The following is a 15,082-nucleotide window of genomic DNA, read 5'->3' on the forward strand; positions in this document are numbered from 1 at the left end:
AAAGTAATAAGTGGATCGGGGTAATCCCATGGCCTTTAGCAGACATTTTAATGGGTGTCCTTCTGCTTTGAGTGCTTTAACGATCGCTGCTTTTTCGCCTTGAGACGAAGAGCTTCCTTTTCTTCTCTCAAGGCGATCTCTTTTTTTATCACTGCGTTCTCGGCCTTTATATAAGCATTCTCCGCCCTTAATCGAACCAGTTCTTCATACTCAGTTTCCACAAGCTTTCTGGGATTATTGATATTGAGTTTCTTCTTCATATCTGGGTACTTTGGCTTTCGTCCTTTCTTTGAACTTATAAGCCCATTATAGCCAGAAATCTTATATTTACGTATCCAACTGTATAAAAGACCATCATTAATCCCAGCTTGTATGGCCACGGAGCGAGCCGATTCACCTGTCAAAACTTCAGAGACAAGATCAAACTTTTCGTCCGCTGTCCAGACTTTGTTAGCATGCTTGTGTTTTAAAATCTCTGGCCCATGACAATCTTCAAGTTCCACCCACTCTCTTACATGCTTCTGAAAAGTTTGGGCTTTGACACCTTTTGGTGTCTTTGGATACTGCTTCTGATGACGATACATTTCAACGCATTTTCTTTTGAACGCATAACTATATCGCATAAAAATACCCTCCTTACTGGATGTCCAGTAAAGAGGGTACATATCAAAGAGAGAGTGGGAGCGGCCGGAGCCTTTTGTTTTTATTCCAGACACTGATATCAGTCATTTTTAAAATGGCGGCCAAGCCACTTGGTCACCTCCACCACGACCAAAGGCGCCAGCGCTGCCAATGCCACAATCAGCCACTGCATTGGCGCAAGCATCCGGACTCTGAAAAATAAATGCAGTCCCGGCACAAAAATCACAATTAATTGGACAAACGCCGAAATACATAAAGCTCCCCACAGATAACGATTCGTGAACAAGTTGTGGAATGCCGTTTTGCTTTCGCTGCGCACGTTAAGCACATGTGTCAGCTGGGAAAGCCCGAGCACGGCAAAAACCATCGTCCGGCCGGCCAGCAAATTGTAACGATGGGTGCCATACCAGAAAACCGCCAGGGAAATCAGCGACAACACAATTCCCTGAAAGACGATGCGTCCGCCAAGGCCACCGGCAAAAATGCTTTCATTACGGCTGCGCGGTTCATAATCCATAATATCATCGTCGTTTTTTTCGACGCCAAGTGCCAATGCCGGCAGCGAATCCGTTACCAAATTGATCCAAAGAATGTGCACCGGCAAAAGTGGCTGCGCCCAGCCGATGATCGTCGCGACAAAGAGAATCAAAATTTCTGCAATATTGCAGCTGAGCAGAAAATGCACCGCTTTTTTAATATTGTTGTAAATCCCGCGGCCTTCCCGCACCGCCGAAACAATCGTTGCAAAGTTATCGTCCGTTAAAATCATATCGGCCGCTTCTTTGGAGACATCGGTCCCGGTGATGCCCATCGCACAACCGATATCCGCTTTTTTAAGCGCCGGTGCATCGTTCACGCCGTCGCCGGTCATCGCAACCACGTCTCCCCGCCGCTGCCAGGCATTAACAATCCGCACTTTGTGTTCCGGTGAGACCCGTGCATAAACACTGGTCTTTTCAATAACCTCGTCCAATTCTGCATCTGACAAAGCATCCAATTCCACGCCGGAAAGCGCCCGGGAATCTTCCCTGTAAATATCGAGATCTCTGGCAATGGCCACCGCAGTGTTTTTGTGATCACCGGTGATCATCACGGTTTGAATCCCCGCACGGCGGCATTCATCAATGGAAGGCTTCACCTCTTCGCGCGGCGGGTCGATCATCCCAGTGAGCCCAGCAAAAATCAAATTCGCTTCCACTGTGCCGACTTCCGCCGCAGGTTGTTCTGGATATTGCCGGAACGCATAGCCTAAAACCCGATAGGCGTTGTCAGCCATCTCGGCGTTGGCAGCCATAATTTTTTTGCGTGCCCCATCATCCAACGGCAGTACGTCATAGCCCTTAAGATACTGGGTGCAGCGCGCCAAAAGCACATCCGGTGCGCCTTTGGTAAAGCTCATAAATGTATCGCCATATGCGTGAATGGTCGTCATAAGCTTTCGATCTGAATCAAAGGGGATCTCACCGATACGCGGAATTTCATGCATATTCAGCGCCTTATCAAACCCCAAATCGTCGGCATACGCCACCATGGCGACTTCTGTCGGATCCCCGATTTCCAAAACCCTTTCGTTTTCTTCGATAATGGATGCATCATTGCAAAGCTCACCAATGCGCACCACAAATTTTTCTGACGGTATAAAACCATCCTCTTTGATCTTTTCCGCATCGATAATGCCTTCATTGGCATAAACCTTCTTGATGGTCATGCGGTTTTGGGTCAGGGTGCCGGTTTTATCAGTGCAGATCACCGAGGCGCAGCCCAGCGTTTCCACGGCAGGCAATTTGCGGATAATGGCATGTTTGGCAGCCAAACGCGTTGTGCCCATGGCGAGCACTACCGTTACCACTGCCGGAAGCCCTTCCGGGATCGCCGCCACCGCAAGTGAAACGGCTGTCAAGAACATTTCGATGGGATTGCCGCCGCGAAGCCACCCGACAGCAAAAATCACAATACAGGCTGCCAAGGCGGCGATCGCCAAGGTTTTCCCCAGCTGGTTGATGCTGCGGGTCAGCGGGGTCACCGATTTTTCAGAAGTTTGCAGCATCCCGGCGATTTTTCCGATTTCAGTATCCATTCCGGCACCGGTCACCACAAACCGGCCTCGGCCATAGGTCACCGCCGAACTCATATAAACCATATCGACCCGGTCGCCCAGCGGTGTTTTGTCATCAAAATCGCCGGTAACCGCCTTTTCAACGGGCACCGATTCACCCGTCAATGCTGATTCCTGCACCTGCAGGGCGGCCTCGGCCACAATGCGCCCGTCAGCCGGAACGGCATCCCCGGCATCCAGCACCACAAGATCTCCCGGCACCAAATCTTCCGAACGCACCACCGTCTGCGCTCCGTCCCGAATCACCTTGGCTTCCGGGATGGTCAATTGCTTCAGACTTTCCATAGCCGATTCAGCTTTGCTCTCCTGCACCACACCGATCACCGCGTTGAGCACCACGATCATTAAAATCAGAACCGTATCGGACACTTCGCCCAAGAACCCGGAAATGATCGCCGCGGCGATGAGCACCACGATCAAAAAATCTTTAAATTGCTCCGCAAAGCGCACAATCAGAGATTTCTTTTTTCCCTCGGCCAGTTTATTTTTACCATAAACGGTTAACCGACGCGTCGCTTCTTCGGCGGTCAACCCGCAAAGGTGATCCGTCTTATAAATTTGCTCCGTCTCTTCAACCGATAACAGATAGGCTGATTTTCCTGTTTCGTTCAATTTTTCCTCCTCGAATCGCGGACGCCCCGATGCCCCTACGTTAAAAAAGACCTTTGTTTCAACGCAGTATTGCATTGAAACAAAGGTCTTACTCGCAAATAATCATTTGATACCTGACCGGGGACATGCCCGAAATGACGATCAGATAAACCCATGGGTGAGTTACTCCCCTTTGAATGTACCGTAGTATACCAAAGCTTTTGACGAATGTAAAGTTTAAAAATTCAGCCTGCCGGATTCTTAATTAAGCTTCCAGTGCCTGGATGCGGTCGCACACCTGAGCCAGCTTTTCCCGGTTTTCCCGATCCTTGCCTTTTTCCTTTTCAATCACAGCATCCGGCGCATTGGCCAGAAATTTTTCGTTTTTGAGTTTCCCGCTGGTCTGTTTCAGATCTTTTTCAATCTTGGTCTTTTCTTTGTTCAGCCGAGCCAGTTCCCTTTCTTTGTCTACCAAATCGTTAAGTGCCAAATAGAGGGTGGAATCCTCCACCACTGCCGCGACATAATCCGCCTTGACTTCGTCCAAATCAATGGCGTGCACGGCAGACACGCCGGCCATCTTGCCCAGCATATCCAAGGCAGCCGTCAAAACCGCGATATCCGCTGCATTATCGGTCGTCACAAAAACATCGGCCTGCTTTTTGGACGGCACGCCCGTTTCCTTGCGGATCTTCCGGATCGCACGGATCGCGCCCATCAAATAAGTCACCTGTTTTTCTTCGGCTTCAAAAATCAGCGCGTCGTCGGCCTTCGGCCAGGGCGCCACAATGATAGCCTTATCCGACGCCGGCAAATAGTGGTAAATTTCTTCAGTGATGAAGGGCGTCACCGGATGCAGGAGCTTTAAAATATTTTGCAGCACATAATTCAGCGTGGTCAGCGCAGCCTTTTTGCTGACGGCATCATCCGAATTAAAACGCGGCTTGACCATTTCGATGTACCAGTCACAAAATTCACTCCAGGTAAAATCGTAAATCTTGGAAGCGGCGATCCCCAGCTCGTACTTTTCCATATTGGCCGTGGCTTCGGCGATGGTCTGATTGAGCCGGCTCAAAATCCATTTGTCGGTGAGCTCCAACCGCACATTTTTAACGTCGAGGTCCGTGTCTTCTGTCATGTTCATCAGCACAAAACGAGAAGCGTTCCAGATTTTATTCAGAAAATTGCGGCTGGATTCGATTTTATCCTGAGTCCAGCGGATGTCGTTGCCCGCTGAGTTTCCGGTGATGATGGCAAAGCGCAGCGCATCCGCCGAATAGTCTTCAATCACTTCGAGCGGATCGATGCCGTTGCCCAGCGATTTGCTCATCTTGCGGCCCTGCGCGTCCCGGATGAGTCCATGGATATACACATCCGAAAAAGGCACTTCCCCCATGGCATCTATCCCCATAAAAATCATCCGAGCCACCCAGAAGAAAATAATATCGTAACCCGTAACCAGCACATCATTGGGATAGAATTTTTTAAGATCGTCCGTATCTTCCGGCCAACCGATGGTCGAAAACGGCCAGAGCGCCGACGAGAACCAAGTGTCGAGCACATCCGGATCCTGTGTCAGATGGGTGTGACCGCATTTGGGGCAAACCGCCGGCGTTTCTTCCGCCACGATCAGTTCACCGCAATCGTCGCAGGTCCAGGCAGGAATGCGATGCCCCCACCAAAGCTGGCGGGAGATGCACCAGTCGCGGACATTTTCCATCCAATTAAAATAAATCTTTTCAAAGCGCTCGGGAATGAATCGGGTCTTGCTTTGCTGCACCGCCGCGATGGCCGGCTCCGCCAGCGGTTTCATATCCACAAACCACTGCTCGGAAGTCATGGTCTCCACCGTGGTGTGGCAGCGGTAGCAATGGCCCACATTGTGCACATGATCTTCGGTTTTAACCAAATAGCCTTGGGCGTCCAAGTCCTTTAAAATGGCTTCGCGGCATTCATAACGATCCATCCCGGCGTATTTCCCGCATTTGTCGTTCATCGTGCCGTCTTCGTTCATGATGTTGATTTCTTCAAGGTTATGGCGCTTGCCAACCGCATAGTCATTGGGGTCGTGAGCCGGCGTCATCTTCACTACGCCCGTCCCGAAAGCCATATCCACATAATCATCCGCCACCACGGGAATCCGTCTGTTGACCAGCGGCAGCATGACGTCCCTGCTCACCAGATCGGTATAGCGCTCGTCGGCAGGGTTCACTGCCACGCCGGTATCTCCGAGCATGGTTTCCGGCCGGGTGGTCGCGACGACCACTTCGCCCTCGCCATCGGCATAGGGATAGCGCAGATGCCAAAGATGGCCGTTTTCTTCCTCATATTCTACCTCAGCGTCGGAAAGCGCCGTCTGACAATCCGGGCACCAATTGATGATGCGGCTGCCTTTGTAAATCAAACCGGCTTCGTAAAGGCGCACAAAGGTGGATTTTACCGCTTTGGAACAGCCTTCGTCCATCGTGAAGCGTTCCCGGTCCCAATCGCAGGATGCTCCGAGTTTGGTGATTTGCTGACGGATGCGATTGCGATAAAACTTTGCCCAATCCCAAGCATATTCCAGAAACTCCTCCCGGGTCAAATCGCTTTTGGATCGGTTTTCTTCTTCTTTGATTTGATTGAGCACCTTGACTTCCGTTGCAATGGACGCGTGATCCATTCCCGGCACCCAAAGCGCCGCGTAGCCCTGCATCCGCTTGAAGCGAATCAACGCATCCTGCAGGGTGTTGTCAAAAGCATGCCCCATATGCAACTGCCCCGTAATATTCGGCGGCGGCATAATGATGGTGTAGGCCTCGCCGTTCGGATGAACCTCCGGTTTGAAATAGCCGGCATTCCGCCACCAATCATAAATTCTATTTTCAACCTCATGGGGTTCGTAAACTTTCGACATTTCCTTTTTCATGCATTGATCCTTTCCTGCACAGCGAACGAACGCTTGTATTGAATGGGGATTTCCTTGATTTTTAATGGCTTTAATATTCTATCGCAAGTATTTTCTTTTTTCAATCACCGACAAAAAGTTCTTCATAACACTGGAGTGCCTTCCTATCAAAAAAGACCCAAAGGTCTCCCTTCAGGTCCTGCTTTTTCAGTTATTGTCCGTCAATAACCGTGGCCAATTTCGCGTTCTTCGCAAGATATTCTTCATAGGAAAGGCCGCTGGCGTTCACCTTTGTCGCCAGATCCTTCCCCAGATAGCGAATGTGCCAGGGCTCATAGCTGTAGCCGGTGCTCGCTTCCTTCCCTTTAGGAAAGCGGACGATGAAGCCGTATTCGTGGGCGTGAGCCGCGAGCCATTTTCCTTCGTTGGTCTGGATAAAGCGCTCCTGCAAATCACCGCTCATCGCCCGACAGGTCACATCCATGGCGAACCCGCTTTGATGTTCGCTTTGTCCCGCCTTGGAGCTAATGGCATTGGCTCTGGCTCTACCCATCGAGGCCATGTGATTGCTGAAAATCTTCTGCTGATCGGCATACGAACGGTACCCGGAAGAGCAATACAAATTCACGCCGGCCTTTTTTCCAGCATTAAACATGGTCGCCAAAGCCTGAGCCGCTTCTTTGCGCAGATACACCGTGCGATAACTCGCCGCGTTTACCTTCACCAGATCTTTCGGCACATAAGAAGGCGGCAGCGTATGTGTTTTATTAATGAGCTGGGCGGTATTGCCGGTCTGCGCCGCAGCGTTTTTAAGTTTTGTCTGCGGCGACAAGGCTGGCTGCTTTGGGCTTTGGGCCTCGGTTTTTGTCTGTTGCTTTTGTGCCGCGTGACGTTTTCGGCGCGTGCAGGCACGCACGCTTGTCATCACCAAAAGAACAACCAATAATAAAAGCGCAATCAACAATATTTCTCGTCGTCTTTTTTTTGTCAGGCTTTTATTAACCACAGCACCCTCCCCGCATTTCTCACATTTTATCGCTTATTATTTTATCATCACTTAACCCAGCATAGTGAGAAATGACATCTGATTAGATTCCGGCAATTCCGACAGACAGCCAAAGGCCGCCAGTGCATCCATATTGGCTTTGTTCACATGGGCGCGGTTTTGCATATCCTCCCGAGACATAAAAGGCTTGCGTTTGGCCTCTTCATAAATGCTTTTAGCCACCACCTCGCCCATGCCGTCCACTGCGGTTAATGGCGGAATCAACGTTTTGCCATCGAGCGTGAAATAACGGTAATGGGATTTATAAATATCGACATTGGCAAAGCTGTAGCCCCGGCAGAACATCTCCCAGGCCAATTCCAGCGAGGTATAAAGGTTGCTGTCTTTATTGCTGGCCTTATTACCCTGCGCCTTGATTTCGTTCATCTTGCGCACGACGGCTTCTTTGCCCGCTTTCATAACACCGAGATCAAACTCCTTAGCGCGAATGGAAAACCATGCCGCATAATAGGCCGGCGGATAATACACTTTATAATACGCGATGCGAACAGCCATCATCACATAGGCCGCTGCGTGGGCTTTCGGAAACATGTATTTGATTTTTTTACAGGAATCGATATACCACTCCGGCACGTTATTTTTCCGCATATAGGGTTCCTCGTCGTCGAGCAGCCCCTTCCCCTTGCGCACGTGTTCCATGATCCAGAACGCACGCTCCGGCGCCAGTCCCATCGAGATGAGCCCAAGCATAATATCGTCACGGCAGCAGATCACTTCCTTCAGCGTGGCCGTACCGTTTTCAATGAGCGTCTGAGCATTGCCCAGCCACACATCGGTCCCATGGGATAACCCCGACAATCGAATCAGATCGGCGTAGGAATCCGGATGGGCATCGAGCACCATTTGCCTGGCAAAACTGGTCCCGAATTCCGGAATGCCGCAGGTGCCCAGCGGCACATCAAAATCGTCGTCAATTAAATCCAGCGAATCCGTGCCCTCAAACAGACCGATAATCTTGGGATCGTCCAATGCAATCGTCGTCGGATCCACACCGGTAATGTCCTTGAGCATGCGCAGCATCGTCGGATCATCGTGGCCAAGAATATCGAGTTTAAGCAGCCGCCCTTCAATGGAATGATAATCGAAATGCGTCGTCAGGGTGCCACTGTCCCGATCGTTGGCTGGATACTGCACCGGTGTGAATTGCGTGATCTCTTTGTCCTTCGGCACGACCATCACCCCGCCGGGATGCTGCCCGGTGGTGCGCGTCACACCGGCTGTGCCTTCAATCAGGCGATCCATCTCCGCATGGCTGACGACGATTCCCCGTTCTTCCAGATAATTCTTGACATAGCCATAGGCGGTCTTGTCCGCCAGAGTCGCGATGGTCCCGGCGCGAAACACCTTGCCCTCGCCAAAGATCACCTCGGTATAGTGGTGAGCTTCACTTTGATTGTCGCCTGAGAAATTCAAATCGATATCCGGCTCTTTATCGCCTTTAAACCCAAGAAACGTTTCGAAAGGAATGTCAAAGCCATCTTTATTGAGCGCATGACCGCATTCCGGGCAGATTTTGTCCGGCAGATCCGGCCCGACCCCCACTTTGGTGGAGTCAAACCACTCCACGTGCTTGCATTCAGGACAGATATAATGCGGCGGGAGCGAATTGACCTCGGTAATGCCGCAGAGCATCGCCACCAGCGACGAGCCGACCGATCCCCGGGAGCCAACCAGATAACCGCAATCCAGCGAATGCTTGACGAGTTTCTCGGCAATCAGATAGAGCACCGAATAGCCGTTACCAATGATGGACGTGAGCTCTTTGTGGATGCGGTCAGCCACAATATCCGGCAACGGATCACCGTAAAGTTCTTTCGCATTGGCGTAAACAGAATTGCGGATTTCATCATCCGAGCCTTCGATCACCGGCGGGAAAGTCCCGTCGGGCACTGGCTTCACATCATCAATCAGGTCCGCCACTTTGCGGGTGTTGGTCACCACCAGTTCATAAGCCGCATCATCCGGCAGATAATCGAACTCGTCGAGCATTTCCCGAGTCGAATGATAATACAGCGGCGGCTGCTCGTCTGCATCACGGTAGCCCTGCCCGGCCTGAAGAATCTGCCGATACTGGGCATCCGTCGGCGCGACAAAATGCACATCCCCCGTGGCCACCACCAATTTATTTTCCTGCCGGCCCAGCGCGATGATGCGCTTGTTGATTTCGATCAGATCGTCTCGAGTTAAGTCGCCGTTTCGCATGAGATAAGCGTTATTGCCCAAGGGCTGCACTTCGTAATAATCATAAAAATCCAGAATCGGCCGCAGTCTTGCATCGTTCCAGTTTTCCTTGACAGCCGTATAAAGTTCTCCAGCTTCACACGCCGATCCGATCAAAAGATGCTTGCGCTTTTTCTGAAGCAATGATTTTGGAATACGCGGTTTCTTGTAAAAATAATCCACATGGGAGGCCGATACTAAATCGTAAAGCGCCTGCAGCCCGTCCTGATCTTTCGCATAAATAATCACGTGATAAGGCCGTTCGGTCTTAATAATCTGCTCCAACCGCATCAGCCGATTCAAATCCGCCGCGCGATCGCAATGCTGCTTTTCCGCCAGCCCCATCAAACGCACGAAAATTTTAGCCGAACAAATGCTGTCATCAATGGCGCGATGGTGGTGCCCCATATCAATCTTGAAATAGCTTGCCAATTTTTTCAAATTATGGCGCGCAATATCCGGAATCAATGTCCGGGCCATTGGCAGGGTATCCACATAGGTGATCGTATTGGGGATCCCATAACGCTCTAAGGCAATACTCATAAAACCCATGTCAAAAGAAGCGTTGTGCGCCGCAAGAATTTTGCCGTCGCAAAAATCGAGAAAAGCGCGAACCGCTGCTTCCTCCTCTTTTCCCTGGGCCACCATCTGATCGGTAATGCTCGTCAGTTCGGTGATTTTCTGCGGGATCGGCCGATGGGGATTCACAAACGTCTGAAAGGTATCCAGCACATGTTTATTCTTGATTTTGACGGCCGCAATTTCGATAATCGCATCGCGCCCGGCATAAAGGCCGGTGGTTTCCAAATCGAAAAAGACAAATTCGCCGCCGAAAGGTTCATCCTGATCGCCGGTAATAATGCGAATATCGTCGTTCACCAGATAGCCTTCGAGGCCATAGAGCACCTTAATGCCCTTGCCCTTGGTCTCCTTCATGATTTCCGGATAAGCCTGCACCACGCCGTGGTCGGTGATCCCAAAAATATCGTGTCCGAAATCCACCGCCTGCCGCACGATCTTCTTGACTTTGCTCACCGCATCCATCGCCGAATACTGGCTGTGCATGTGCAGCTCCACACGCTTGATCTTCGCATCATCTGTGCGCACAGGGCGATCTACTTCCTCAATCACCCGGGGCATCAGCTGCTTTTCGTGCGCATATTCGTCAAAGGACACCTGGCCTTCCACCTGCACCCAGATACCGTTTTTCAACCGTTCTTTAATCGCGCTGGCATTTTTCCCCACAAAAATCTTGCAGGAAATCGATGCCCGTTCATCGGTGATATTAAACTCAAATAATTGTTTGCCATTTCGCAGTTCCCGGGCATTAAAGCCGAAGATTCGCCCTCGGTAGCAATGCCGTTCTTTATCAGTCGTCAGGTTATCCTCAAAATCAATGGTGTCAAGTCCTTCCGGTGCGACGGTAAAGCGTTTGCCCATGATCATCGAACCGGTAATCGATTCAAAATCCGTTTTGCCTTTTTTGGAGGACGTCAACGGCGTGCCCATTCCCTTTTTCATAATCGCAACATTCTGGGCCATCGCGGTCTGCATCCGCGCTTCGATTCGCGATGCTGATTTCGAGGGTGTCTCTGGAATGAAAGGCGGTGCCGCTTCGTCTTCCTCGGATTTTTGCATCTCCGGCACTTCCGTTAAACCTTCAACGGGCATGCCGGACGGCGGCTCGGGCGACCGCTCTTCAGAAAGTTCTGCAACAGTCGGAATAACTCCACTCCCGGCCATTTGGTCAATAAAGGCTGCTGCACGATCTTCTCTATTTTCACCTGGCAAATTCACAGAGATCTTCTGTGCTTCCTCAAAAATTGCCGGATCCGCTTGGGATTTTAACGGCGCTTCAATCACCACTCCAACCGATTTTGCGTAATCAAAAACGGCGGAAAGCTCCTGCTGCACCGCCATGCGGTCACAGGAACTGCCGTCTTCACTTTTAAAGACCAATGTCAGCGCCTGCTGTGCTTCGGAGATTTCCACCTTTTGCGGCATCAGCCGATATTTGGCCACCACCTGTTTGAACGCCGCCTGTTTTTCTGCAATTAAACTCATCGCATCTCTTTCTTTAATAATGTCTTGCCGCCGCACTACATTTTGTCAATTTCCGTCATCAGCGCATCGATGATCTCGGATTCATTCACCGTTTTAAAAACTTTGCCCTTTTTAAACAAAACGCCTTTGCCTTTGCCGCCGGCCACGCCGATATCCGCTTCTTTGCCCTCGCCCGGGCCGTTCACCACACACCCCATGACCGCCACTTTGATATCTTTTTCAACCTGTGCCAATCGCTTGTTCATTTCTTTGGCAATGCCGATCAGATCAATCTCGGTGCGTCCGCAGGTCGGACAGGAAACCACATCGACCGTCGGCCGCTTGGCCGAATAACGCCCCACCGCTTTGAGAATGCTTTGCGCCGTTTCAACTTCGCTGACCGGATCTCCGGTGACAGACACCCGCATTGTGTCGCCAATACCCGCCAGCAATAAATGCCCCAACGCGATGGATGACTTAATCGCCGCACTTTTTAAAATGCCGGCTTCCGTCACGCCGAGATGCACCGGGTAATCGTATTTCTCTGAAAACAGCGTATACGCCTCAATAGTCGTCAGCACGTCCGAGGATTTCATCGACACCACAATATCGTGAAAATCATCCTCCAGAAGATAGGCCATGTGCCGCTCCGCGCTGGCCACAAGCGCCTCCGCCGTCGGTCCGCCGTATTGTATCAGCAGATCTTTTTCCAGCGAACCCCCGTTCACGCCGATACGAATCGGGATCCCGCGTTCTTTTGCCGCGGCCACCACAGCGTGAACCTTTTCGCGCCCGCCGATATTGCCCGGATTAATCCGCAGCTTGTCGATCCCCTTTGCAATGGCCGTTAGCGCAAGATGATAATCAAAATGAATGTCGGCCACCAGCGGAATCTCAATCTGCGAGCGAATCGCCGAAATAGCCTCCGCCGCCGGCTGATCCGGAACCGCGACGCGAACAATATCGCAGCCTGCCGCCGTCAATGCCTTGATTTGATTCACAGTCGCGGCTATATTCCGAGTATCTGTATTGCACATGGATTGGATCGCCACCGGGTTTTCCCCGCCAATCTTCACACCGCCAATCGCCACTTCTCGAGTCGGTCTTCGTGTTGTTCTTTGCGTCAAGTTGTCTTCGTTCATTTCCATCTTCCTTTTGCGCTTAATGCAAATAGCGCAGCACGTCATTAACCGCGATCACGACTGCCAGCGCCATCAGCGCCGCAAAGCCAATACCGTTAATCCAAGCCGCCTTTTCCGGATCCAAATCTCTTCGGATGATCGCTTCAATCGCCGCGATGAGTATCTGGCCGCCATCCAATGCCGGCAGCGGCAACAAATTAAGCACCCCCAAATTCACTGAAATAAAAGCGGTGAAACTGAGCATCGCCCGCAGCCCATAACGATAAAAACTGCCAACCATACCGACCAATCCTACCGGTCCGGCAAAATCGTTGAGTCCCGCTTGCCCGGCGAAAATCATTCGAAAACTTTGGTAAATGGCCGTGGTAAATTGTGCGACGCTGGCAAAGGCACCCTTGATCGCAGAGGCAGCGCCATGGCCTCCCAGCAGATAAACCGCCATCATCGTCAGAACAGCCAAAACAAAATTCATTGCCGGCCCCGCCAAAAGCACGAGCATTTTTCGCCCCTTGGACAAATGCATAAAAGACCGATTGGCCGGCAAATTGGGACCCGACACCGCCTCGTCAGCCAAACCGTCTCCAGACGATTCCGCTTCACCCCACATGCGACAAAAACCGCCGATCGGTAACGCCCGAATCGTTAAGCGTGTTTCTTTCCCCTGATGCGCAAATAGCATAGGCCCCATGCCAATCGCAAATTCAATAACATAAATGTCGGCTCTTTTGGCCACGATAAAATGGCCAAACTCATGCACCACCACCAAAACGGTCAGCATGAATAAGGTCAATATGATAAAAAGAAAAGTATCCATTGGTATTAAACCAAACTCGAAAAAGTCAACTGAGCAAATAAATACACAATGGGCAAAACAAAAATAATGCTGTCAAAGCGATCGAGCACACCGCCGTGTCCCGGCAATAATTTCCCATAATCTTTAATCTCTAATTTCCGCTTGATCAGCGATGCGGTCAAATCACCGCATTGGGAAATAATTGCGCCGACAAACCCCAAAATACCGTAGAGATAAAGCGGCAAGTCAAAAGCAAAATAATGCTTGAGCACAACACCATAAATCACCATGGCAATAATGGTTGACACGGTTCCTCCCACGGCGCCCGCCACCGTTTTATTCGGACTGATTTCCGGCGTCAGCGACGTTTTTCCAAAAAATTTTCCGACAAAATACGCAAAGGTATCCGTCACAAAGGCGAGGATAAACACCATCCACAGATAGTAAATTCCCTGAGGCATGGCATCAAAAAGCTGAAGATGCCCGAGCATGGTCGGTACCCAAACCAACCCGAAAACCGTCGCCATAGCGCGATAAGCATTATGTTTTCTGCCCGCAATTTCAATGACAAAGGTCAAAATAAAGGTGATAAACAATGCCGGAAGCGCCAGCTGATAATCGAAATGCATCACGGTCACCAGCAATGCCGAAAAAATAATCGGCCAAAAGTAACCGGCTTTAATCGGCAATCGATGATTGATGGCGTGAATGTATTCAACCATCCCGATAACTGCCAATGCTAACGTTAAAGCATAGACAAACCAACCGCCTAAAACTAAAAGTGCAATCAAAATCGGCAGACCAACCACTGCCGTCACAATACGTTTTGCCATTATTTGACGCCTCCATATCTTCTGTCCCGCTGCTGATAGGCCGCGATTAATTTGCAAAAAAGTGTTTCGTCAAAGTCCGGCCATAGTACTGGATCAAAAATAAATTCGGCATAGGCGTTCTGCCAGAGCAAAAAATTGCTCAAGCGTTCTTCGCCGCTGGTGCGAATCACCAAATCAGGATCGGGCAGCCCCGCCGTATAAAGATGATCGGCAAACACCTGCTCGGTAATGGCCTCGGGCACAATACCCTCAGCCACAATCTGGCGAACCGCCTGCAAAATGTCTTCCCGGCCGCCGTAATTCAGAGCAATATTGAGCACCATACCGGTATTGCCCTTGGTTTGTTCGACCATATTAGCCGCCGCTTTTTGAAGGCGTTCGGGCAAAATCGATTGGTCGCCAATCACCCGAACCTGCACATCGTGATCGTCCAGATTAGTCACCTCTTTAATAAAGTAATCAATGGCGAGATTCATCAGTCCGGAGACCTCCTCCTGGCTGCGCTTCCAATTTTCCGTTGAAAAGGCATAGAGGGTCAAAACCCGAATCCCCATATCCGACGCGGTGCGAATCGTCCCCCGAACCGCTTTCATTGCCGTATAGTGCCCGAAAATACGAGGGCGTTTGCGCTGTTTGGCCCAACGGCCGTTGCCATCCATAATGATGGCTACGTGGGCCGGCAATCTGTTTTCATCTATCTGACAGCCGTACATTTCCATGGCGTTTGTCTCTCTCCGTTTTCTGCTTTG

At 50.7% G+C, this 15,082-nt stretch carries 9 protein-coding genes; all 9 read right to left on the reverse strand.

What is annotated here, in order from left to right:
* Positions 1–47: 47 nt before the first annotated feature.
* The 9 genes from HMPREF0721_RS12770 to HMPREF0721_RS03470 all read right to left on the reverse strand — a co-directional run bounded on the left by HMPREF0721_RS12770 (position 48) and on the right by HMPREF0721_RS03470 (position 15,052).
* Complete coding sequence (locus HMPREF0721_RS12770) at positions 48–623, reverse strand: transposase (RefSeq protein ID WP_040639881.1); 576 nt, start codon at positions 621–623, stop codon at positions 48–50.
* A 98-nt stretch (positions 624–721) separates the two neighbouring features.
* Entirely contained in the window at positions 722–3,445 is a 2,724-nt protein-coding gene (locus HMPREF0721_RS03435; protein WP_006598162.1) for a cation-translocating P-type ATPase, read from the reverse strand.
* A 169-nt stretch (positions 3,446–3,614) separates the two neighbouring features.
* The gene (locus HMPREF0721_RS03440) at positions 3,615–6,257 is read right to left on the reverse strand and encodes a valine--tRNA ligase (RefSeq protein ID WP_006598163.1); all 2,643 of its coding nucleotides are present in this window, start codon (positions 6,255–6,257) and stop codon (positions 3,615–3,617) included.
* A 190-nt stretch (positions 6,258–6,447) separates the two neighbouring features.
* Complete coding sequence (locus HMPREF0721_RS03445) at positions 6,448–7,242, reverse strand: M15 family metallopeptidase (RefSeq protein WP_050786955.1); 795 nt, start codon at positions 7,240–7,242, stop codon at positions 6,448–6,450.
* 51 nt (positions 7,243–7,293) lie between these two features.
* Positions 7,294–11,586 carry a PolC-type DNA polymerase III gene (locus HMPREF0721_RS03450; RefSeq protein WP_050786956.1) on the reverse strand — a complete coding sequence of 1,431 codons (4,293 nt, stop codon included), beginning with the start codon at positions 11,584–11,586 and terminating at the stop codon, positions 7,294–7,296.
* Between the two features lie 35 nt (positions 11,587–11,621).
* Entirely contained in the window at positions 11,622–12,713 is a 1,092-nt protein-coding gene (gene ispG / locus HMPREF0721_RS03455) for a flavodoxin-dependent (E)-4-hydroxy-3-methylbut-2-enyl-diphosphate synthase (protein WP_006598166.1), read from the reverse strand.
* 13 nt (positions 12,714–12,726) lie between these two features.
* The gene (locus tag HMPREF0721_RS03460) at positions 12,727–13,485 is read right to left on the reverse strand and encodes a site-2 protease family protein (protein WP_242821848.1); all 759 of its coding nucleotides are present in this window, start codon (positions 13,483–13,485) and stop codon (positions 12,727–12,729) included.
* 41 nt (positions 13,486–13,526) lie between these two features.
* Positions 13,527–14,333 (reverse strand): phosphatidate cytidylyltransferase, encoded by an 807-nt coding sequence (locus HMPREF0721_RS03465; protein WP_006598168.1) that lies wholly within the window; start codon positions 14,331–14,333, stop codon positions 13,527–13,529.
* A complete protein-coding gene (locus HMPREF0721_RS03470) occupies positions 14,333–15,052 on the reverse strand; it encodes an isoprenyl transferase (RefSeq protein WP_006598169.1) in 720 nt (239 codons plus the stop codon). The genes HMPREF0721_RS03465 and HMPREF0721_RS03470 overlap by 1 nt, the downstream gene beginning before the upstream one ends.
* Positions 15,053–15,082 lie beyond the last annotated feature (30 nt).

The organism is Pseudoramibacter alactolyticus ATCC 23263, from assembly GCF_000185505.1.
GTDB lineage: Bacteria > Bacillota > Clostridia > Eubacteriales > Eubacteriaceae > Pseudoramibacter > Pseudoramibacter alactolyticus.